Origin of the sequence: Labilibaculum manganireducens (assembly GCF_002843385.1) — a bacterium.
In the GTDB taxonomy this organism is placed as follows: domain Bacteria; phylum Bacteroidota; class Bacteroidia; order Bacteroidales; family Marinifilaceae; genus Labilibaculum; species Labilibaculum manganireducens.
This window is the reverse complement of record NZ_MVDE01000032.1, coordinates 1-21,361: the sequence shown is the minus strand read 5'-3', so window position 1 is coordinate 21,361 and position 21,361 is coordinate 1. Positions and strand designations below refer to the sequence as shown.

The 21,361-nt window shown below is 36.8% G+C and carries 19 protein-coding genes; 5 read left to right on the top strand and 14 right to left on the bottom strand.

Features of this window, described 5'->3' with window-relative positions; translation table 11 throughout:
• Positions 1 to 68: 68 nt before the first annotated feature.
• The 3 genes from BZG01_RS16765 to BZG01_RS16755 all read right to left on the bottom strand — a co-directional run bounded on the left by BZG01_RS16765 (position 69) and on the right by BZG01_RS16755 (position 1,995).
• Positions 69 to 353, bottom strand: coding sequence for a LysO family transporter (locus BZG01_RS16765; RefSeq protein WP_218973145.1), 285 nt, complete (start codon positions 351 to 353; stop codon positions 69 to 71).
• Between the two features lie 181 nt (positions 354 to 534).
• On the bottom strand, positions 535 to 1,545 hold the full coding sequence (locus tag BZG01_RS16760; protein WP_101310997.1) for an aldose epimerase family protein: 1,011 nt from the start codon (positions 1,543 to 1,545) through the stop codon (positions 535 to 537).
• A gap of 177 nt (positions 1,546 to 1,722) precedes the next feature.
• Positions 1,723 to 1,995, bottom strand: a complete 273-nt coding sequence (locus BZG01_RS16755) for a DUF493 family protein (RefSeq protein ID WP_101310996.1) — start codon at positions 1,993 to 1,995, stop codon at positions 1,723 to 1,725.
• Between the two features lie 261 nt (positions 1,996 to 2,256).
• Here BZG01_RS16755 and BZG01_RS16750 point away from each other — a divergent pair, with 261 nt between their 5' ends.
• The 3 genes from BZG01_RS16750 (at position 2,257) to BZG01_RS16740 (ending at position 7,914) form a co-directional block, all read left to right on the top strand.
• Positions 2,257 to 3,378, top strand: a complete 1,122-nt coding sequence (locus BZG01_RS16750; protein WP_101310995.1) for an efflux RND transporter periplasmic adaptor subunit — start codon at positions 2,257 to 2,259, stop codon at positions 3,376 to 3,378.
• Positions 3,379 to 3,384: 6 nt separating this feature from the next.
• Positions 3,385 to 6,549 carry an efflux RND transporter permease subunit gene (locus BZG01_RS16745; RefSeq protein ID WP_101310994.1) on the top strand — a complete coding sequence of 1,055 codons (3,165 nt, stop codon included), beginning with the start codon at positions 3,385 to 3,387 and terminating at the stop codon, positions 6,547 to 6,549.
• Between the two features lie 75 nt (positions 6,550 to 6,624).
• The gene (locus tag BZG01_RS16740; RefSeq protein WP_101310993.1) at positions 6,625 to 7,914 is read left to right on the top strand and encodes a TolC family protein; all 1,290 of its coding nucleotides are present in this window, start codon (positions 6,625 to 6,627) and stop codon (positions 7,912 to 7,914) included.
• A 214-nt stretch (positions 7,915 to 8,128) separates the two neighbouring features.
• Here BZG01_RS16740 and BZG01_RS16735 read toward each other — a convergent pair whose 3' ends face one another.
• From BZG01_RS16735 to BZG01_RS16710, 5 genes are all read right to left on the bottom strand, one after another.
• Positions 8,129 to 8,590, bottom strand: coding sequence for a PaaI family thioesterase (locus BZG01_RS16735; protein WP_101310992.1), 462 nt, complete (start codon positions 8,588 to 8,590; stop codon positions 8,129 to 8,131).
• Positions 8,591 to 8,868: 278 nt separating this feature from the next.
• Complete coding sequence (locus BZG01_RS16730; protein WP_101310991.1) at positions 8,869 to 9,339, bottom strand: PPC domain-containing DNA-binding protein; 471 nt, start codon at positions 9,337 to 9,339, stop codon at positions 8,869 to 8,871.
• Positions 9,340 to 9,691: 352 nt separating this feature from the next.
• Complete coding sequence (locus BZG01_RS16720; RefSeq protein ID WP_101310989.1) at positions 9,692 to 10,645, bottom strand: glycosyltransferase family 2 protein; 954 nt, start codon at positions 10,643 to 10,645, stop codon at positions 9,692 to 9,694.
• Between the two features lie 4 nt (positions 10,646 to 10,649).
• Positions 10,650 to 12,233, bottom strand: coding sequence for an ArnT family glycosyltransferase (locus tag BZG01_RS16715; RefSeq protein ID WP_101310988.1), 1,584 nt, complete (start codon positions 12,231 to 12,233; stop codon positions 10,650 to 10,652).
• On the bottom strand, positions 12,196 to 12,927 hold the full coding sequence (locus BZG01_RS16710) for a phosphatase PAP2 family protein (RefSeq protein WP_101310987.1): 732 nt from the start codon (positions 12,925 to 12,927) through the stop codon (positions 12,196 to 12,198). The genes BZG01_RS16715 and BZG01_RS16710 overlap by 38 nt, the downstream gene beginning before the upstream one ends.
• Positions 12,928 to 13,315: 388 nt before the next feature.
• Here BZG01_RS16710 and BZG01_RS16705 point away from each other — a divergent pair, with 388 nt between their 5' ends.
• Positions 13,316 to 14,065, top strand: coding sequence for a phosphatase PAP2 family protein (locus BZG01_RS16705; protein WP_101310986.1), 750 nt, complete (start codon positions 13,316 to 13,318; stop codon positions 14,063 to 14,065).
• A 214-nt stretch (positions 14,066 to 14,279) separates the two neighbouring features.
• Here the strand turns inward: BZG01_RS16705 and BZG01_RS21800 are convergent, their stop codons facing one another.
• The 6 genes from BZG01_RS21800 to BZG01_RS16675 form a co-directional block, all read right to left on the bottom strand.
• Positions 14,280 to 14,453: a sodium ion-translocating decarboxylase subunit beta gene (locus BZG01_RS21800; RefSeq protein WP_218973144.1), complete on the bottom strand. Its 174-nt coding sequence runs from the start codon at positions 14,451 to 14,453 to the stop codon at positions 14,280 to 14,282.
• On the bottom strand, positions 14,446 to 14,703 hold the full coding sequence (locus tag BZG01_RS16695) for a KilA-N domain-containing protein (protein WP_245870404.1): 258 nt from the start codon (positions 14,701 to 14,703) through the stop codon (positions 14,446 to 14,448). The genes BZG01_RS21800 and BZG01_RS16695 overlap by 8 nt, the downstream gene beginning before the upstream one ends.
• A gap of 91 nt (positions 14,704 to 14,794) precedes the next feature.
• A complete protein-coding gene (locus BZG01_RS16690) occupies positions 14,795 to 15,688 on the bottom strand; it encodes an alpha/beta fold hydrolase (RefSeq protein WP_101310985.1) in 894 nt (297 codons plus the stop codon).
• Positions 15,689 to 16,116: 428 nt separating this feature from the next.
• Positions 16,117 to 16,869 carry a DUF2971 domain-containing protein gene (locus BZG01_RS16685; RefSeq protein WP_101310984.1) on the bottom strand — a complete coding sequence of 251 codons (753 nt, stop codon included), beginning with the start codon at positions 16,867 to 16,869 and terminating at the stop codon, positions 16,117 to 16,119.
• Between the two features lie 265 nt (positions 16,870 to 17,134).
• Complete coding sequence (locus BZG01_RS16680; RefSeq protein WP_143470928.1) at positions 17,135 to 18,655, bottom strand: zinc-ribbon domain-containing protein; 1,521 nt, start codon at positions 18,653 to 18,655, stop codon at positions 17,135 to 17,137.
• A 73-nt stretch (positions 18,656 to 18,728) separates the two neighbouring features.
• Positions 18,729 to 19,286, bottom strand: coding sequence for a hypothetical protein (locus BZG01_RS16675; protein WP_143470927.1), 558 nt, complete (start codon positions 19,284 to 19,286; stop codon positions 18,729 to 18,731).
• A gap of 745 nt (positions 19,287 to 20,031) precedes the next feature.
• On the opposite strand from BZG01_RS16675, the gene BZG01_RS16670 reads away from it, so the two are divergent.
• Complete coding sequence (locus tag BZG01_RS16670; protein WP_101310981.1) at positions 20,032 to 20,742, top strand: DNA-binding domain-containing protein; 711 nt, start codon at positions 20,032 to 20,034, stop codon at positions 20,740 to 20,742.
• Positions 20,743 to 21,361 lie beyond the last annotated feature (619 nt).

Below are 21,361 nucleotides of genomic sequence, written 5' to 3'. Positions count from 1 at the left end.
TGTTTTTTATTGCCACATAGCCTGTCCCGAACTTGTTTCGGGAGAACTTACCATGCTGAGATAATCATCTATTTCTTTTTGAAAAATAGGATATAGGTAAAATAGGCACAAAGTAAAGAACCTAAAACAGCTCCGATTGTAAGGACCAAAGCTTGTATTCCAATAGAATCAAGATTGTTTAGTATTTGTTTATTGGTTCCAACACCTATCCCCAAAAGAAAAAGTAAAAGGAAGATTGAAAAGGAAGTTAAAACGCCTGTAATTTTAATGATCTTTGGTCTGTTGCCAATGAGGAGACCAATTCCGATTCCTAAAATCATTATGGATAAAACAATGATGATGTCTGTTAGCATAGTCGTGACAATCTTATTAAAATAAGTTTTGAAATCTGAGCCTGCAAGATTGGTTTTTTCTTTCAGATAATAAAATTGTAATGGCAGATAGTTTGTTTTTAGTGTAACGCGATTATTTCAGGAGGAGACACAGTCAATAAAAAAGGCTGAATCTTTTCGAAACAGCCTCTTATCTATTTTTTTAGAAAATAAGTTTGTAGTTTGTCTGATGCTGGTACACTTCGCCGGGTTGTAACCACCCCTGTTGAAAGTTTGCATGATTGGGAGCATCAGGATATCCCTGAGCTTCCAAAGCCACACCTGAGAAAGAACCGAATTTTCCTGCTTCGATGTATTTACCTGTGTAAACCTGTAAACCAGGGAATGTAGTTGCAACTTCCATTGTCACTTCACCATTTTTATCAGAAAGTTCAGCTACTTTTCTTGGCGTTTCGGTCGATTTGCCAAAAGCAAAACAGTCGTCGTAGTTCTCAATATCTTCTATGTCCCGGTCTATTTGCTTTTTAGCTCTAAAGTCGAAAAGAGTATTCTTGATGTTGTATATTTTGCCGCTTGGAATCAACAGATCGTCTGTTTCTAAAATAAACTCAGTATCAATCTGAAGTTGATGGTCTAAGATACTCTCAAAATTGTCTGATAAGTTAAAATAGGCGTGTTGAGTTAGATTAACCGGAGTTGTTTTATCCGTTACAGCTTTGTAATGAATCTGCAATTCGTTATCATCAGTCAACTTATAAATTACCTCAGTATTTAAATTGCCGGGAAAATTTTCTTCTCCGTCGGGACTCAGGTAAGTTAATTTTAAATCAGTATTGTTACCGATTTCGGCTTTCCATACTTTTCGGTCAAAGCCAATGTTTCCACCATGCAAGTGATGTATTCCATGGTTGCAGGGAAGTTGGATTTCTTTTTCATCAAGCGTAACTAATCCTTTGTTAATTCGATTTCCAAACCGACCAATTAAAGCACCAAAATACGGATAGTTTTTAAGGTATTCCTCATTTGTATACTCTTCAAGCGAATCAAAACCCAGTACAATTTCTCTCTCCTCATTGGGCAAAGGAAGGGTAAATGAGGTAAGAATACCACCATAATTGGTGATTTTTGCTGTCAGGCCATTTTTATTTCGGAGGGTGTATAGTTGTACATTTTCTCCATCACGAGTCAATCCAAAATCAATTACATCTATCATTTAAAAAGTTGTTAGTTTTATTCAGAAGCCCGAAAGTAAAACAAAATATCCACTTTTCATTTTAGAAAGGGGATTTTTCACAAATTAATTAACGTAAAGGCAATCAGAGGAATGGAGAGTTAAATCAACTCTTTAGCATAATCAGTTTTTTAATGAGGATGTAAACAGTTGCTTTTGTTAAAGTATCACTATCCCTTCGATGTGCTGTGCTTTCATGTAAATATCGATTACATCATCAGCTGATTCCATCTCTTTTTTCACAGTAATTCCTATGAATTTTAAGTCTTTGGAAGTTTTAAACGAAAATTCAGTTTCAGGTGGGAAAAGTTCCTTAACAGCCTTTACTTTTTCATCTGAATTGGGAATGATAAATTTAAACATGTATAATGAAGGCCAGGTTAAGGACTCCATGAGTTGATATCTAAGTTTTGCGTATTTTTCTTTTTCCATTTTGTGTTCAAATAAAATTGGTGGTCAAAAATCGGAATTTTTTTTGAATTTACTGGTTTTTGAAAACCGAATGTTCAAATAGAAACGAATAAAACCCGCTATATGTTTCACTGAAAGTTTAAATCGGGAGGTTTGTCGAAATCCTTATGAAAATTTTAAAATCGGTTAAGATTATCTCATAAATACCTATCTTTATGCATTATAAATAAAAATTACTGATCGTAAATATTCTTGTTAAGAAACTCCAAATAAATTTTATAAATGAATCGGAAAATAACCATCGTTTTACTGGTAATTGCAACATTGGCAATTTCTTTTGCCGCTATGAAAGGCTTAAGCAGTTTAAAAGAATCCCCTAAAAAGAATTTAGATAAAAAAAAGCTGCCACTTGTTAAAGTTGAGGCTGTAAAGTACAATGAAATATCTTCTCCTATAGTTGAGAAAGGACGATTGGCTTCTAATCTGGAAGTGAATTTAAGTTCGGAAGTTGCGGGCAGAATTGTTGAGGCAGGTGTTCCTTTAAAAGTGGGACAGAAGTTTAAAAAAGGCCAATTGCTCATTCGTATTTACGAGGAAGATGCAAAAATGGATTTACGTGCTCTTAAAAGTCGTTTCCTGAATAAACTGGCTGAGAATTTGCCTGATATTAAAGTTGATTATGCGGATAATTTTGAGGCGTGGATGAATTTTTTCAATGCGATCAATTTGGAGGAAAGCATTCCTGAATTGCCAAAAGTAAAATCCGATCAGGAAAAGGTATTTATGGCAAGCAGAAATATTTTAGGCGATTATTATGCCATTAAAAGTGCTGAAGTTAAGTTTGATAAAAGAAAAATATATGCACCCTTTGATGGTTCTTATGCCGAGGTAAATACACAGATTGGATCGGTTGCCGGAATGGGCACTAAGCTGGCCGGTATTATTGAATCGAATAATCTGGAACTTCAGGTTCCTATTGAATCGAAAGAAATTTCCTGGTTGAGTTTAAATGAAAAGGTAGATATTCTGGATTCGGATGGAGAGGTTATTTTTACCGGAAAATTGGTGAGGAAATCTGATTTTGTTGACGAGGGAACTCAGTCCATTTCGGTTTTTATAAAGTTGGAGAAAACCAATGGGAATGAATTGTATCAGGGACAGTTTTTAACGGCTCGTTTTAATGGAAAAAAGATTGCCAATGCGATGGAAATTCCCAGAAACGCAGTTTTTAGTTCTAACAAAGTGTTTGTTGTTGAAGGCGGTATCTTAAAAGAAAAGGAAATTAAGGTGATCAAACGAAATGAGAACACCTTGGTTTTTAATGGTTTGAAAGAGGGGGAGATGTTGGTTGTGGAACCTCCCGTTAAAGCAACTGAAAACATGCAGGTACAAATCAAGAAATAGCGTATAATGAGAAATATAATATCACAATTTGTAAGATATCCGTTTTACGGGAAAATGATTATTGCGGTGCTTGTTATTGCAGGATTTGTTTCTTTGATCTTTATGAAGAAATCATTTTTTCCGGAAACCGAGTCTAAAACCATCACTGTTTCTATGGTGTTTCCGGGCGCTTCACCAAAGGAAGTTGAAGAAGGCATAACCTCGCGGATTGAGGATGCTGTTCGGGGAATTGTTGGAATCAAAGAAATGAATTCCGTATCATCAGAGGGCTTTTCCCGATTAACCATTACCACAACCGGCGATTATGATTTGGATGAAACATTAGCTGATGTAAAAAATTCGGTGGATGGAATTCCCACCTTTCCATCGGGAGCCGAAAAAGCCGTTATTGCAAAGCAGAGAGCTACATCACCTGCTGTGCGCATGGTGGTTACAGGAGATATCGATTTAATCAGCCTGAAAAAATATGCCGATCTGATTTACGACGATTTAATGCGTTCGAAAGTCATGTCGCAAATATCTCTGTCGGGTTTTCCAAATCTGGAATTATCAGTAGAGGTGAAGGAAGATGATTTGCGAAGATACAATCTAACATTTAGTGAGATCTCTGCAGCAATCGCCAATAATAATATCGATATTTCGGGAGGAACAATTAAGAATGAGGTAGAGGAAATTCTAATTCGTTCGCGCAACCGATCTGTCGATCCGGATCAAATCGGCGAAATTATTTTAAAAGCAAATCCAGACGGAAGCTACATCCGGATTCGTGATGTAGCGAATACCCATTTTCAGTTTCAGGATGTTCCGAATTCAACCTATGTTAATAAAAATCCGGCGATCTCAATTCAGGTGAACAAGCTGAATAATGAAGATTTGGACGACATATCGGTATACTGTAACAAATACGCCAAAGAGTTTAATGAAAAATATGATGATGCCCGACTGGAAATCAGTTTCGATTTCATTAGTCTGCTTCAGTCAAGATTGAATCTTCTGTTTAAAAATGGCGGGTATGGTTTGTTGCTGGTGATTATTTCATTAGCACTTTTTCTGAGTTTCCGATTGTCTATATGGGTTGCGTGGGGAATTCCAGCGTCCTTTTTAGGGATGTTTATTGTTGCCAACTTAATGGGGGTTACCATTAATATGATTTCTCTTTTTGGGATGATATTAATAATTGGTATTCTGGTGGATGACGGCATTGTGATCGGGGAGAATATTTATTCTCATTTTGAAAGTGGTAAAAGTCCCCGAAGAGCGGCAATAGATGGTACAATGGAGGTTGTTCCTGCAGTGCTTACTTCGGTAACTACAACCATGGTGGCTTTCTCACCACTCTTGCTGGTTACCGGGAATATGGAATTTATGTACGAAATGGCATTTGTAGTGGTGGCATGTTTAAGTCTGTCGCTTTTCGAAAGTCTTTTTGTATTGCCAGGACATATTGGAAACGAAAAAGTATTGCATAGAAACCGGAAGGATAACTTTTTTAACCGTTTTAGAGGAAAAGTTGAAAAGGGAATTCTTTTTGTCAGAGACCGCGTTTATGCAGGGACTCTGGATCGTATCGTTCGTTGGAGATGGTTTGTTGTTTTTATTCCTGTAGCTCTATTATTTATTACTATGGGCTTATTTAGTGGTGGATTCATTCAAAGTACCTTTTTCCCAAATGTAGCTTTCGACACCTTTGCTGTGAACATAGCTTACAAGCCTGGAAGCAATAAGGAAATCACCATAGCCAGATTAAAGCAGTTCGAAAAATCAGTTTGGGAGGTGAATGATGAATTGATGAACGAATTTCAGGATACAGCGAATTTCATCAAATATACAAGACTTTCATCGGGTAATGCATTTGGAGGACAGGAGTCTGGTCCGCATGCAGGAAACCTGTCTGTTACTTTGCGTGATATGGAAGGTGCACCGGTTTCAAGTTTTGATATATCGGACAGAGTAAAGAAGAAATTGGGAGATGTTTCCGATCTTGAGAAATTTACCATTGGAGCCAGCAACCGTTGGGGAGCTCCTGTTTCCATTAGTTTGCTGGGAAACGATTTGGAACAGCTCAATCAGGCCAACGATTATTTTCAAGGGGAGTTACGCAAAATGTCTTCTCTTTACAATATCAACGACAATAACCCATTGGGAAGCCGTGAGGTAAGACTTAAATTAAAACCAAAAGCCTATTATCTGGGGATGAATTTAAGTTCCATAACATCGCAGATCCGGCAAGGCTTTTTCGGAGGACAAGCACAGCGCCTGCAGGAAGGAAAAGATGAGATTAAGGTTTGGGTTCGGTATCCGAAAACCGACCGGGTTTTTATCGGACAAATGGAAGACATGAGAATTCGTACGCCAAAAGGAGAATTTCCATTGTCGGAATTAATCGATTATGAAATTTTACGCGGCCCTGTTAGCATACAGCGTTACAATGGTGCACGTGAGATTCGTGTTGATGCAGAATTAATAGATCCGAGTGAACCGGTACCACCTATTCTGGATTACATAGAAACTACAATTTTACCCGATTTGGAAGCGAAATTTCCAAGCGTTCGTCCTGAGTATCAGGGACAGCAAAAACGTTCTGCCGAAGATATTCACGAGTTGAAAATCTATTTTAGCATCGCTTTCATGCTGATCGTTTTTATTGTGATGGTTCATTTCCGAAGCTTTACACAAGGAATAATCATATTGCTGATGATTCCATTGGGCTGGCTTGGTTCTGCCTGGGGACACGGAATTGAAGGATATCCTGTTTCCATGTTAAGTGTTTGGGGAATGGTTGCTCTTTCGGGGGTAATTATAAACGATGCTGTGGTCTTCCTGTCCAAGTACAACTCGCTGATTGAAGAGGGAATGGAACCTGAGCCCGCTGTTAAAGCAGCAGGTAAAGCCAGATTCAGAGCGATTATTTTAACAACAATTACAACCTCGGTTGGCTTGTATCCCTTGATTCTGGAAAATTCATTTCAGGCTCAGTTCCTAATACCAATGGCAATTGCCCTGGCATACGGAGTATTACTCGGCACCTTGTTTCTTCTGTTGTTCTTCCCGGTATTAATTTTAATTCTGAATGATATCAGAAGAATAACAAAAGGCATATGGGAAGGCGAAAAAATTTCGCCCAGAGATGTTGAGCCCAAGGTGAAAGAATCAAAGGTAAGTTTGGATTAAAAAATATGAATCGCCCTGTATAAATTACCCCGGATTATGATCCGGGGACCGGGGATCAAATAAAGAACAAAACAAATGATCAGAAAAGTATCATTATTCATAGTCTTCATTCTGAGCAGTCAGTTTATTGTGCAGGCACAGGAAGAACTAAGTTTGTCCAAAGCCATCGAGGTGGGATTGGAGAACAATTATCAGTTAAAGATCTATCGAAAATCTGAAAAGGTATCTGAATTGAATAATACCTGGGGAAATGCCGGAGCTTATCCCAGTCTTGAATTTAATCTTGGGTATCGAAATACAAAAGATTATAACGAAGAAAAGGATTTCATGAGAAACAGTTTAATTCCCTCATTGGATGTAAGCTGGACTCTTTTTGATGGTTTTGCGGTGCAGATTCGAAAAGATAAATTTGATGATCTGGCTCAGTTATCAAAAGGCAACACCATAATTGCCGTCGAAAACAAAATTGAACTGATCATTCTTGCCTACTACAAGGTACTGCTGGAGAAAGAGCGGATGGAGGTGAACCAAAGAATCATGCAGTTGTCTTCCGATCGATACGAGAAGGTGAAAATTGGCAAAGAGCTGGGAAGTTCGGTTACCTACGATGTTTTGCAGGCTCAGAATGCCTGGCTGCAGGATCGTTCCTCCTTCCTGATTCAGGAGGTGAATTTCAACAATGCTGTTCGCGATTTAAATTTTTTACTGGGGGTTAAAGAGAGCAAAACCTATGTTTTCGCAGATGAGTTTTTACCCGTAAGCGATGACTTTCAGATGGCAGCCTTGCTGGATAAAATGTTTTCGGGAAACAATACTCTTAAAAACAGGTACATACAGGAAATGCTGCTGAAACGGGATGTGGATATGGCACGAAGTAATTTTTATCCCCGAGTTTCATTGGGGGCCGGAGTACAGGAGAATTCAACCCGATTGAAATTGGATGGTCTGCCTGCTTCAACAACCGATTCGCATAACTTTTATGCCAATGTAAGCTTGAATTTCATGATTTTTAACGGGAATTCGAACCGAAGAGCCATGCAGATAGCCAAAATTCAGGAAGAAATTGGAAAAATAGAAACGGAAGATGTAAAACTTACTTTGACTAATTTACTGGCTCAGCAATTTGAGTTGTACGAGGTGCGGAAAGAATTGTATCAGCTTGCCGAAGAGAATTTGGCCGCGGCAGAGCTTAATCTCACTATTTCAAAGGAAAAATTTGAATCGGGGAGTATCAATTCATTCAATTACCGGGATGTTCAGATCACCTATCAGAATGTTGCCCTGGCACGCGTAAATGCCATTTTTAATCTCATTCAATCGAGAACAGCTTTGGTGCGGATTACCGGTGGAATATTAACCGACTAGAAGTAATAAGTGAAAAATACAAGGCCATCAGGGGGAAAAATCCTGATGGCCTTTGTATTTACAGTTCGAAAAGGAATTGTTTCGTACTAAAATGAAATTCATTTTTACCCCTGACCCTAAAGGGAGCCTGAATTTCAACAACTTCCCTTTAGTGAATTTAAGGGCAAAAGTCGTTGAATAGTATACGATTCAACTTTTTGTTCATCCTCATTTTTTACAGGCCAAAATTATCGGGAACCAGAACCGAAATTACCTCGCCAACAACGCAAAGCACTCCGTTTGCAAACAGTTCTGCTTCCACAATCACCTTTCGCGCTCCAACTTCCTTAATTTTTCCTTTAATTACTATTTCGCCGCCAATGGGTGTTGGCTTTAAATATTTTACCTGCAACGAGGCCGTAACACATCTTGGTGCGTTGGTTTCGGAAAGCTCAATGCCCTGTGCTTTGGCCAGAGCCAATGCCGCCGATCCGGTTCCGTGGCAATCTATCAGCGAGGCCAGTAGTCCGCCGTATACAAAACCAGGAATAGCCGTGTGATATTCTTTGGGCACAAAGCGGGTAAGCGTTCCTTCACCCTCCCAAAAAGTTTTAATCTGATGTCCGTGTTCATTTAACCTGCCGCAACCGTAACATTGTGCAAAATGATCCGGGTAGTAATCCTGAATTCCTTTCATTGTAAATATTTTTAAAAACTTTTTTTGTTATCAGACTTGAAGATACCAATAAGATCGGTATGCTGAAAAATTTGTTGGGAAATCCATGCCATCACATGGTGATAAACAGAAAATGAAAAAGCTGGTATGAGTTTTACAATTGATACCAATTTAATATCAACAGCCTGCTTAAAATAGCTGCTTGTTATGCTCTGACTGTATACAAATCGTTCTTGTCAGGGTATGACTTCATTCTATAAGCACTATTTTTTATAAGATGAGTTTTGATGTTAATTGAATTAGTTCCCCACAACTTCCAATTCGTAAAATGTTGTTTCAGGATCAACAACACGCGTAAAATTCAGGTCTTTATTATTGAGAAGAACAATTTCTGCAGTTGTGTAAATGATATTGCCATCTACCAGATGACCACCAATCGTATTGCCTGTGCTATCCGATACCGAGATATGAATATGATTGTTTTTACCATGGTCTGCAAATGTTCCGGTCAAAGAAACAATTTCGTAATGCCCCTTCAAATGCAAAAGCTCTTTCTGATTTGCCGGCCGGATAATCAGTTCTCTCAAACTCCCCACACAGGTAGAAACCGATGCCGATTGCAGCTGATTGGTTTCAACAAATTGCGCCATTTCTTGTTTCAGATCCATCCCCGGTTTTAACCGCAGGGCATACATTTCAACATTATTTTGCTGACAGGAAACCAAACTGATAAAACCTGCAAGAAGGATAAAGGCATTCAATTTCAACATAGATATATTTTTAGGAAAATGTAAAATTAGAAAATATAAAAATGGTAAGAGCCAACAGGGAACTAAAAGTTTTCACTAAAAAAGAGGGTTCCAATAAGGTCAATCTTATTGTCATTCTGATCCCGAACTCTATGGTTAATCCAGGAATTCGGAATCAATTGGTCATTTTCAGTCCAATTATTCACATCAAATTTACTTAAGGGAGGGTCATCAATGCTAATTGGAGAGGAAAACTTGCCAATTGGAGGGTGGTACATGCCTGGGGGATAGTGTTTGCAGGCATTTTAGGAGAATGTTCATATAACTGTGGGATATATTCATGGAACTGTGTTTGACCATTTTTTTGATTTTTCTATTTGGCAGGAGAATTTGCTTTGCCCGAAACGATTCTTTTAATTTTAAAGGGACTTTTTTGCTGCGATTCGTAGTAAGTCCGCATTTGTATTTCGGATATGATACCAATGGTAATCAGTTGAATTCCACCAAGCACCATAAGCAAGGCTAAAATAAGGATGGGTTTCCCCCAAATGTCTTCTCCCATTATTTTAAGACCCAACAAATAAACATTTAGAATGGCTCCGATTGTAAATATCAGAATGCCCAAACCGCCGAAAATATGCATCGGTTTTTGCATGTACCGGGTAAGAAAAACCATTAAAATAAGATCGCTTGCAACTTTAAAGGTTCTTGATAAATTGTACTTCGTTTTTCCAAATTGCCGGGCATGATGTTTCACCGGTATTTGCGTTATGCTTGCTCCGTTCGAGCTGGCAAGAATAGGAATAAACCGGTGAAGTTCTCCATAAAGTCCAAGTTCTTTGGCAATTTCATTTTTGTAAACTTTAAGCGTACAGCCATAGTCCTTTATATCCACTTTAGTGAGTAAACGAATTAGGTAATTGGCAATTTTGCTGGGAATTAACCGCAAAAGCAAGCCATCTTTTCTATTGCTTCGAATTCCTGCTACCAAATCCCAATCTCCGTCTTCGGCCAATTGCAGCATCATGGGAATATCTGCCGGATCGTTTTGCAAATCCCCGTCAAGGGTGGCAATGTATTCTCCTGTGGCCACCGAAATTCCGGCAGCCAAAGCTGAGCTTTGTCCGTAATTTTTTCGAAGTTGAACCATTACAAAGCGTTCATCATTAATATTCAGAATGTTGTTTCGGGTTGCATCTGTTGAGCCGTCATCTACGAAAATAACTTCATATTCGTAATCGGTTAGTGATTGAATAATTTTCTCGCTTAAAGGAGCAATATTTAGTTCCTCATTGTAAACACAGATAACAAGACTGAGTTTTTTCATGCTTTTAGTTCTTAGTGAATTTATTCTTTAAGAGTACGGTGGTTCTGTTCTCGAAAACATCTTTTTGTTCAAATATTTTTACGGCAAAATCAGAGTAGTTTACATCCCGAAGGCTTTTGCTTGTACTGATAACACAAGCTTTAGGATGATTCTGCAGGAAATCTTTTATACTTTCAATACTTTCCAGCTTTATAACTTTTTGCTTTAGATAAAAAGGGTAGGAGGGATTGAACTTTTTATAGCAGGCAATGGGTTCATCTTTATTGATGCATGGCAGCGACAGGGTGACCGGGTTTTGTTTGGCAATTTGAAAAAAAACAATCTCCGAAAGGAAAAAGGAGAGAAGAATAAAAGAATAGCTGATTAAATGAATCGTGAAATTTAACGCTCTCTTTTTATGGAGTTTCAAAGCAAATCCGGCTCCAACGAGTCCGGGCAAAAGCAGTAATAGCTGTGGTTTTAAATGAGTGTATTGTTTCTCAATATTCAGCGCGAAATAACCTGCTGTAATAATCAGAATGGTAACAATAAACAGAACAATGAGCTCCCATCTGTATGCAAGCTGTTTTTGTTTGGCGAGCAAAGTACCAATAAGAATCGCAAAAAACGGGTAGGCCGGTGCAGTATAATTTGGCAATCGAGTTGACGACAGACTAAAAAACAGGGTGATTGTAAGTCCGGCAACAAGAGCTAACAGCAATACATCCTTCTTTTTATTTCGATAAGCATGCGATAGGGCACGAACCAGAAATATTGAAAAAGGAAACAAACCCATCAGTACAAAACCAGATGCCATTAAAAAGCTTCCTCCATGACCTTCTTTGGTACTGGCAAAGCGTTCCAGATTGTGTTCAAAGAAAAATCCATGCGTCCATGCGCCATGGGTTTCCAGATGGACTAAAATGTACCAGGGTAAAGCTATTGCTGCAAAAATGAGAAGTCCGGATATGGGTTTTAATCTCCAAATGGTTGAAAATTGTAATTTTTGGCTAAACAGTAAATAGACGAGCATAATGAATCCGGGCAGCAAAACTGCAATAGGACCTTTCGATAAAACGCCCATTGCCAGGCAAATATACATGCCCATTGCAGCGAATCTGTTTTTTTCCTGAAGAGATTCAAAAAACAGGAATAAAGAAGCGGTAAAGAAAAACAGGAGGTATGGATCGGGTACTGCCATGTGAAAGAAAACCCCAAAATGAAGGGAAGATATCAGAACCAATGAACTGAAATAGGCTGATTTAATGCCCAGCCATTTTTTCACAAAAAAGTATGTAATTAGTAAGCTTAAGGCTCCAAAAACGATTGAAAAAAACCGGGCTGACCAGGATGAAACACCAAAGATTTTGTACGACAAAAGCATAAAAAAGTAGTGCAATGGTGGTTTGTCGGTGCGCAATTCATAATTGAATCCGGGAACAATATAATTTCCGCTTTCAAGCATTTCGCGGGCGCACTCAGCATTTTTTGCCTCGTCTAAAATATAAATTGAGCCACTAATTCCAGCTGTTGCAACAATAACATACAAAAGCAGAATAAGTACAGGGATTTTAATTTTTGGGTGCATACTTAGAAGGAAGCTTCTCATTACTTTTAGGATTTATGGATGGCAATGGAATTTTAATTTTTGTGATAAGAAATGAATATAAGGATGAATTTAATTTGCTGTTTTGAAGCCGGTTTAATTTGGTTTCTACTATCCAAATGAAAAGAGCCGATTCAAGAACACCCAGAATAGCTCCAAAATACACATCGATAAAAAAATGCTGCAAAAGATAAACCCGGGAGATACAAACCAGGCTTGCTATGGTTAAGGACAGGTAACTAAGGAGGGATTTCCGATAAATCCATATGAGCAGGCTTGCGGCAACAAATGCGGTCATTGCGTGTCCCGAAGGGAATGAATTTTTATAGTAAAAATGAATTCCGTTGGGAATGTGAATGTTGGCGACTGATAAATAATGCAACGGACGCATTGAATTTACAAATATCATTTTTTTTAACAGATAGGAAATCAGACCCGAGGATATCAACAGCAGTACACTAAGTATTGCGTAATAGTATTTTTTGAAGAGGAAAACAAAGGCAAGAACCAGGAGTAAGCTGCCATCTCCAAGCAGGGTTATCCAGAAAAAAAACTGATCGAGAAAAGGAGTATAAAGTGCATTAATGAATAAGGAGAATTCAATTTCGGAAAAAGCAGACAGAATATAGCCTCCGTATACAAGTAAGAGGCAGAAAATGAGTGAGCTGTAAATTATCTGTTTTGAAATAATTCTCATAAGACAAAGTGTTTTTCTACTTATGATATAAGTTGTTTGTTAGCGTTATTGAAGTAGTAAATTCGTCCAGGCTTTTCTTCTGTATTAAGCGAACATATCTTAAAATGAATCTGTTTACATACAAGTTATTGCTTTTATTTGTTAAATAACCTAACTTGAAAATACTTTTTTCTATCTAATTTATTTTCTGTCATTTTGTTTGGTTCCAAATAAACAAGTAATTTCCAGATGCTTGGATAAAAATACTTCTGTAGAAATAAGATAAGCTTCAAATTTTCTTTAGGCTTTCGGATTACATTTAGTTCCTAAATTGAGCAATTGGAATCTGCACTCTTAAAATAGTTGAGTTGGAGTAGAAGGATTCATTAACCTAAATTATAAAAGAATTATGCGATTCTATTTCCTTATTATTTTTCTTCTTCCTCTTCAGGTTCTAGCCAACTATTCGGTAATAGATTCTTTGAATGCAAAGTCCAATGATAAATATGAGTACGGCTTGAACATCAAAAAAACAATTATTCCGGTTTCTTTAGTATTTGTTGGTGTAATTGGTTTTGAGAGTAATGGTTTTGAGATTTTTAATGAGGAGATTCAGGAGGAAGTGGCCGAGAATATTGACAGGCGTTTTACGATTGATGATTTTATGCAGTATGCTCCGGCAGGTGTGGTTTATGCAAATAACTTACTGGGAGTAAAAGGAAAACACAGCTTTTCAAATCAGTTGTTACTACAAGGAACTTCTTTATTTATTATGGGAGCGGTAGTTAATACTTTAAAATATACGGCAAAAGAGGAGAGGCCCGATCATTCCGGATTTACATCTTTTCCGTCGGGACATACGGCTATGGCTTTTGTGAATGCAGAACTCCTTTGGCAGGAATATAAAGATGTTTCAGTTTGGTATGGAATTGCAGGATATTCTATGGCCGCTTCAGTTGGGATATTTAGAGTTGTGAATAACAAGCATTGGGTGACTGATATTGCGGCAGGAGCAGGAATTGGAATACTAAGTACAAAAATATCCTATCTGATTTATGAAAGAATACTTACCAGAAAAAAGAACAGAAAACAAACTGCTCTGATGATACCATTTTACAATACAAAGCAACTTGGTCTTAGTTGTTCAATTACATTTTAAGAATTTAAACGATGATTAAATTCTAAATTTCCTGTAAAATTTACAAATGTTCTCCAGGTGGCATCTCTGTCCATTGTACGATGTTCAAGTTTTTCTCTGCCCATTCTTTTGGGGGGTAATAATATGTCTTCTCAAAGTTTAATTCCAAATCTTTTATAACTTTTCATTGATTGTCGTTGTAATCCGCAAGCTTGCCACTACTATTCAGTGGAGTTTATTTCTTCTTCAAATGAGTCAGTAACAAATATATTCCGCATATTATCTCTAAAGCAACCAAAACAACTGTATACCAATTAATTTGTGATGATATAAATATTGCGGTTGGTCCATCTATTCCTCCAATAATTCCAATTGCTCCTGCTTCTTGTTTTGTAAATAAATTAATCATATCTCGAAAAGGAAAAATATATGCTATGTTTTCTAAAGGTGTCGAATTCGACATGTTTAAAATTCGGATTATTTAAAGTTTCCCATAGTCCAATAAATTCAACAGTATTTCGGTTTCTCATCCAGTTCCGAATATGGTCAGAACCTTCTTCATCCCGAATCATATCGGTCAAGCAGATATAGTCTTGCTCATCCTGTTTTACAATTGAAATGAGCTTGTTTTCAACTTCTATTTGAGATTTACTTGTCATATATTTAAGTCAAATTGTAATTTATACAAATATACAATTCTATTAGAAATATTTTTTGCACATATGATAAACGTGATTGCATCTTTCCCCATTAACATGAATGAGACGTGTCCTTTACCTGATTAATAATAGCTTCTACTATGCATTTCCATGTTCCTTTAGGCATATCATGTCCCATTCCTTCAATCAAAAGCAATTTAGCATTAGGTATTGTGCGTGCCATATCTTTACCTGCTTCAACAGGGAATAATACATCTGCGGTCCCATGAATTACCAGCGTTGGAATTGTTAATAATGAAAGGTGTTGTCTTCTGTCACCATTAGCTACTAACGCTGCATTTTGGCGTACAGTTCCTATTGGATAATAAGAACGGTCATAGCTTTCTTCACAATACCGTTTTGCACGTTCTTCTTCAAAAGGAAATCCCTTACTCCAAATATTTTTCCACATACGTAAAGTATACTCAATATATGCATTTCGTTCAGATGGAGGGGTGGCTGTAACAATCGCCAATGTTTCCGGTGATATTTGCGGATTATTCGGATTGCCTGTAGATGACATAATGCAAATTAAACTACATATACGAGAAGGATGCCTACAGGCAAAAACCTGAGCAATCGTGCCTCCCATAGAAGCACCGCAGATGTGAGCCTTACTTATTTCCAACGTATCTAACAAACCAGCTACATCATCAGCCATATCCTCCAATGAATATGCTGTCTTAATTGGTTTCCCATCTTGTGCTGCTTGGTATATTTTTGTCATATCTGGAATCCCAGCTGCGTCGAATTTTGTAGATAATCCCGCATCGCGGTTATCAAAGCGTATCACTTGTAAATTGTTTTTTGCAAGCATTTTACAGAAATCTGTTTCCCAAAAATTTAGTTGAGCACCATTTCCTGCAATAAGCACTATTGTAGGATTTATTTTCTTTCCAAAAATTTCATATTCAATTTGTATACCATTTGCCTTTATGTGTGACATACCATATTCCTCCTTAGTATTTTTTTATTGACATCGTCTTAATCGTAAACGTATCACTATGGTCTATATAAGTTCCTGTTTTTCCGTATTTTAACCAGTACAAACGCAAAAGTGAAAGCTGTGAGATGGTTAAGGCGTATCTGTAATTGTTATCCCAATCTATTTTATCATTGGACATTGGATTATCAGTTGACCTAATATTGAATTGACTGCATAATAAGAGCCGTATGAAACGAAGTTCGGCGAAGCCAATTGAGAGATTTGCTGCCCGTCCCGATTTTTTTCGGGATACGGTTCTGTGAGAAGTTAGGGGTGAATTGAAAATCGGCGAAGTCAAATTCCCCTGGCTTACTCGACTAGGCGCTGGTTTACTCAAATTATTAATTAGTTAACTGTAATTTCAAAAATCATGTTTAACTAATATTTGTCTACAATACTAATGGAATAGTTGATTTTCTAACTGACTTATTTAATCCTTTTCTAGACAAGGCTGACATAACTTCTTGATAGTTTAAATCTTGTTGACTAGAAGGACCAACAATAATTTCACATATACTTTCAGTATTGAAAGGTTGGTCAAAATAATCAACCTCTTTTCCTCCTCGGTTAAACGTCCCCAATGAGCTATTTTTAACCCCAAAAGAAACAGCTCTCCATTCTTTTTCAATGTCAAAGCATTTTTGCTTTATGTGGGCTGTCTGAAACGTAATTTGAATATATTCACGATTCTTTGAAATATGCAATATATTTTTGATATCAAAAATATTCTTAAACCAAATGTATCGTTCTTTACTCATTGATGGATAAGGGTCATCATAAATGCAACGATTAATAATAAAATCACTAATAAAAACTTTATCTGAATCAAAACCAATACATATTGGTGTCATTTTGTCAACATAATAACTGTTCCAAAAAGATAGCTTGTCTCCACTTTCTGTAAATGATAATGAGTATAACTCATCTAAAAATGAGAATTTGTCTAACAATTCAGAATCAAAGCGATTGTTGATTTTATTATTATTTTCAAACTCAGTTATTTTATCTTTCAAAAGCTTAATCCCGTATTCATATTCAGTTCTATCATTTAAAGAATTCATCTTTGTAAATCGGATCTTTTCAAAATCAAGTATTTTTTTTAATACTTCAAGTGATGTGTAATGATATAGAATTTCGCCCATTGACTTATCTTATTTATTATAATCTTAGATTCATATATCTGATATGTGCAATGCATATAGTGCACTTGCATAATACTGCATTTTTTTCAACTTGCCCATAACGTTGGCATATGAAACGTAAGGATTTTTAAACACTTACATATCATGTTTGCACCGAGCAAAATTTGCAATTAGACACAAATTTAAACTTTTTAATCAACTAGTCAAATTGCAAATTTGGCGGGGCTGATTAAAAGCACAAACGTTCCGTAAACCACTGTAGCCCTTATGTTTTATATGCATTGTTATGGGCTTTTTTTCTTCTTTCTTTATAGCAAATCGGACAATTCGTTCCTTTAGTTCTAGTATTTATCCTTGCATTCCATTTATGACTAGTATCATTTTTACAAATCCAGCTAACTTCAATATCACTACCATATGAAAACATTTCTGGTTTTAAAGGTTTATTTTTCTCAGAGTCCCACTCTTCAATTAAAGATGGATGAGTAAAAGCAATACTTTTCTCCTTTAAAGTTGTTTTATATTGTGCAATAATTTGAAATCTATCAGTCTGTATGTTAGGTTTCACTTCTATTTCTAGTTCGACTATTTTTTTAATATTTGCTATCAAATCTAAAACAACTTCATTTATATGAAAGTTTCGAGTTTCAGCAACACAATTAATAATAATACAATCATTATTTAATAATTGAGCACAACCTTTCTCTCTTATCCTAATTAGTTTTATTCCTTTTTCGTTTACAAACACATTCTTTTTTGAATCTTTCTCCGATGATTTTTCACTAGAATGCCAATTGTATCCATCATATTCAATCCCGATTTGACAACTTGGAATGTAAATATCCAACTCATAATTTCCTTCTACTATATACCCATTTATTGCGTCAGGAAATATTTGCTTGATATAAAAAAATATTGCCTGTTCTGGAAAGGAAGATTGAATTCTTTTTGCACATTGACGACATCCTTTACCATTTGCTCTGTTGTTTACCTTTGCCTTATATGAAAAACCACATTCACAAAGCCACCATACAGATTTATTGGAATTTGCAGTCACATCTCTAGGTGTTAAGTCTATGTTTTTAGTAGGATGCCATTCTTTGGATAACTGAGGATTTAGAGTTTCTAAGCAATTATCATCGCAAACTTGATTGCCAGAGCAATAAGGACAAGCATCTCCAGTTGTTCTATTATTTGGCGATGCTTTATAACTATGACCATTGGCACATACCCAAAAATAGACTTTGTTTGTATGAGGTAAAACCTCTGTTGCTTTTTTGTCATTTTTTTTATTATCCCATTCATTTGCTAGAGATGGAAACCGAACGCTTAGATTGTTTTTATTATTTACTTTTTTATTGCTACAAAATGGACAGCCCCTATTTAGCAAAACTTTGTTGCTTATTCTGCATGGGTATGTTTCATTGCATTTTAAACAAGTCCAATACACTTCTTTTCGAGAACCATAAGAGAAATCATTGGGATTTATTCCATTTGCTTCATTAAGCGTATAGTTCCATTCTTTCATTAACTCAGGGTAGTTGACATACAATGAGTTCTTATCGGAAACAGCTTGGCCAGCACAAAATTTACACCCATTTCCACTTACTCTACTTTTTACTTCTGCTTGCCATTTATGAGTCTGATTAGTTTTGCAAATCCAATGAGCTTTCTTATGAGAACCGTGAGTAATTTTATTTGGGTCGAGATATAATTGATTATTAGCATCAAAATCCCATTCAGCCATTAGCTCTTTATATTCAATAATGTATTTTTTTTCTTTCACGGCTCATTTCTTAATTGCCCATAACGGCTGGGCATATGAACCGTGCGGGGATTGAAATAGTCTGTCCTTTCTTTCATCTCTCAGGATATTTAAAAGATTTAAAGAAAGGTTTTAGTTTTCTTAGAATTAAGAACAGGTCTTCTTCCTTTACCTTTTTCATATTGTCAGAAATTAATACATATATGCTTCTAAATCCTAATTTGTACGGGAAGTCTGTGTCATTTGAGTCATTTAATTTCCTCTTTAATTCTTTTACTAATTCCCCTTGATTATTTGTTCTTACGCCAAAGTTTTTAGAAATATATTCTAGCCTATGAGTATCTTTCACTTTAAACTTTTTGAGTAGGTCTATAGATACTTCATAAAATACTTTTCTTAACTCTCCATTTTTCCACACGTCTTCAATCTCGAATTTCGGAAATTCATAAAGTCTACAAATATTTGTAATCATATAGTTCTTCTCCTCGTAGCGATTAGGTTTTCTAGATTTTTTTAATAATTGATATGATTTTTTTATTAAGCTTGAAATTGTATTGATGACTCCAGCATATAATAGTTTCTCCATGATTTCAGAAAGTGAAATATCTATAAATCTTTTTTGAGATATTACAATTGTGTTAAATCCAGACATTGTCATCTATTTTATTTATGGTTCATAATAGATAGCTTTTTGCTACGCTTAATTAAGGCTAACAAGTGGCTAAGACGCTATGCGTCTTACATCACTTATCTGTTGTCTCGTGTAAGTTGTTGTTATCCTTTTTGTTATCCATTAAAATTACGCCTAATGGGCTTTCTGTTTTTGCAAGAGATGTTTTACTTGTGGCAGTGTAAGTTCCTCCTGTTTTTTACAAACACCACTAAAAGTAAGCATAAAATATAAACAGAAAAGTAGCTTCGCTTATTCATTATCAATATAAATAGTGAAGAAAGGATTCGCAGTCAGGGGTTTGTGTCTTGTGTTGCCTGCCTGGCTTTATTAAGGAAAATTGATTTATTAAGGATTTAGTGTTGTTTGTCAGGAATAAATGTCTGTTTATGTGCTGTGAGCTGTTGTGGTGAATTTTGGTAAATCTGATAAATTTAACATTTTTTACATTTTTCTTCAAAGCCCAGTAAACAGAAAGCATGCCACGGGTTGATGTGATCTTGTTAGCATAAAAATGAATCTGTTTTACCAATTATGGTTTTGATATGTGGAGATAATTGAATAGTTTCAATCTGTTTTTGTTACGTGGGGAGGGGGTTTGGCAACAAATAGCCGCCTTTTAACAATACAAAAAAAACAGGCAACCCATTGGCCGAGCATCTTCAACTTTTGCGGGTAGGAAATGCAGCCAACGGGCCCTGTCCCTTTTATATAATTTTTTCAAATTATGACGTTAAGATACGGATTAATTCCGAATCATCTTACCGATGATCCTGATGATTACATGGGCATGGTAACCGATAACGAAACCATTGGCACAGAGCAAATTGTTGAGCAAATGATTGGCAAAGGCTCTACCGTAACCAAGGCCGAAGCTTTATCGGTAATCGAAGAATTTAATTATGCTGTGGTGCAGGCCGTGGCCAGTGGCAACAATGTAAACACCGAGCTGTTTAAGGTGTATCCGAGTATTTCGGGGGTGTTTGTTAATCAGAGCGATAGTTTCGATAAATCACGCCATTCTATTCGTTTGAAGCTGAATGCCGGCAGTCGTTTGTCCGAAGCGGTTGGGAATATTGAATTGCGCAAGGTAGAAATATCTGTGGCACAGCCGGTGATTCAACAGTTCACCGATTTAAAAACCAAAGCCGTAAACGAGACCTTTAGTCCGGGTCAGATTGCTTCCCTAAAAGGATCGCTTTTAAAATTCGATGAGGAAGATGCCGATCAGGGAATCTTTTTTATTTCCGGCGATGGTGTGGTAACCAAAGTTGCTGATGTGGTAAAAAACAAACCCTCTGAATTGTTGTTTTTTGTACCTGAAGTCTTAAAGAGAGGTAGTTTTCAGGTAGAGGTGAGAGTAATTTTTAAGAACTATAAGAGTATGAGATCAGGTCGTTTTTTAACAGATTTGGTTCCTGTAGGTTCGGGAGATTAAGTTGTGCGGTTTTACGGTGAAATTGTATTCAGGAGTCGATTCAAACGAATCGGCTCTTGTTTTTTCACGACTGTTATGGTCGTAGTACCACGACCGTTGTAGTCGTAGTACCACGACTGTTGTGGTCGTAGCACCACGACCGTTGTGGTCGTAGTAGCACGACTGTTGTAGTCGTAGCACCACGACCGTTGTGGTCGTGGATATGGAAAAGGAAATGTTGGTTTGTGATCTTGACCAGAGGTTAGGAACTGCACAATGTTTCGATGTTGAGAGGGGTGGCATTGTTCCTGCGATTCTTACATCGCAGGTATTCTTAGTATGTCGGGCATGGTAACGTGCTATCAAGATGAAACGTTCTTGAGTTCGCCGAGTTGACAGGAAGAACTAGCAATTGGCAAGGGTGTTGGGGGCGACCCCAAATCTGAAGGAAGCCATCAGCAAAGTCATCGTTCTAACGAACAGAAACTTGATATAAGGCTTATTAGTGTGGGTAACCGAGCTATGGATTGGGAAAACCCAAAAGTCAACCGTAACCACTAAGAGTAAATCAAGTAGGACGTGACGAAAGTACGTTATCTTATCCCGAGAGATCTCATAACCTGTTGTCCAAAACAACAAA

Excerpts from the sequence above, each read along its gene's own strand:
- BZG01_RS21800 (WP_218973144.1), bottom strand. The coding sequence starts at position 14,453 with ATGATTAATTTATTTACAAAACAAGAAGCAGGAGCAATTGGAATTATT.
- BZG01_RS16710 (WP_101310987.1), bottom strand. The coding sequence starts at position 12,927 with ATGAGAATTATTTCAAAACAGATAATTTACAGCTCACTCATTTTCTGC.
- BZG01_RS16745 (WP_101310994.1), top strand. The coding sequence starts at position 3,385 with ATGAGAAATATAATATCACAATTTGTAAGATATCCGTTTTACGGGAAA.
- BZG01_RS16720 (WP_101310989.1), bottom strand. The coding sequence starts at position 10,645 with ATGAAAAAACTCAGTCTTGTTATCTGTGTTTACAATGAGGAACTAAAT.
- BZG01_RS16690 (WP_101310985.1), bottom strand. The coding sequence starts at position 15,688 with ATGTCACACATAAAGGCAAATGGTATACAAATTGAATATGAAATTTTT.
- BZG01_RS16735 (WP_101310992.1), bottom strand. The coding sequence starts at position 8,590 with ATGAAAGGAATTCAGGATTACTACCCGGATCATTTTGCACAATGTTAC.
- BZG01_RS16740 (WP_101310993.1), top strand. The coding sequence starts at position 6,625 with ATGATCAGAAAAGTATCATTATTCATAGTCTTCATTCTGAGCAGTCAG.
- BZG01_RS16755 (WP_101310996.1), bottom strand. The coding sequence starts at position 1,995 with ATGGAAAAAGAAAAATACGCAAAACTTAGATATCAACTCATGGAGTCC.
- BZG01_RS16765 (WP_218973145.1), bottom strand. The coding sequence starts at position 353 with ATGCTAACAGACATCATCATTGTTTTATCCATAATGATTTTAGGAATC.
- BZG01_RS16685 (WP_101310984.1), bottom strand. The coding sequence starts at position 16,869 with ATGGGCGAAATTCTATATCATTACACATCACTTGAAGTATTAAAAAAA.
- BZG01_RS16675 (WP_143470927.1), bottom strand. The coding sequence starts at position 19,286 with ATGTCTGGATTTAACACAATTGTAATATCTCAAAAAAGATTTATAGAT.
- BZG01_RS16760 (WP_101310997.1), bottom strand. The coding sequence starts at position 1,545 with ATGATAGATGTAATTGATTTTGGATTGACTCGTGATGGAGAAAATGTA.
- BZG01_RS16750 (WP_101310995.1), top strand. The coding sequence starts at position 2,257 with ATGAATCGGAAAATAACCATCGTTTTACTGGTAATTGCAACATTGGCA.
- BZG01_RS16705 (WP_101310986.1), top strand. The coding sequence starts at position 13,316 with ATGCGATTCTATTTCCTTATTATTTTTCTTCTTCCTCTTCAGGTTCTA.
- BZG01_RS16670 (WP_101310981.1), top strand. The coding sequence starts at position 20,032 with ATGACGTTAAGATACGGATTAATTCCGAATCATCTTACCGATGATCCT.
- BZG01_RS16695 (WP_245870404.1), bottom strand. The coding sequence starts at position 14,703 with ATGACAAGTAAATCTCAAATAGAAGTTGAAAACAAGCTCATTTCAATT.
- BZG01_RS16730 (WP_101310991.1), bottom strand. The coding sequence starts at position 9,339 with ATGTTGAAATTGAATGCCTTTATCCTTCTTGCAGGTTTTATCAGTTTG.
- BZG01_RS16715 (WP_101310988.1), bottom strand. The coding sequence starts at position 12,233 with ATGAGAAGCTTCCTTCTAAGTATGCACCCAAAAATTAAAATCCCTGTA.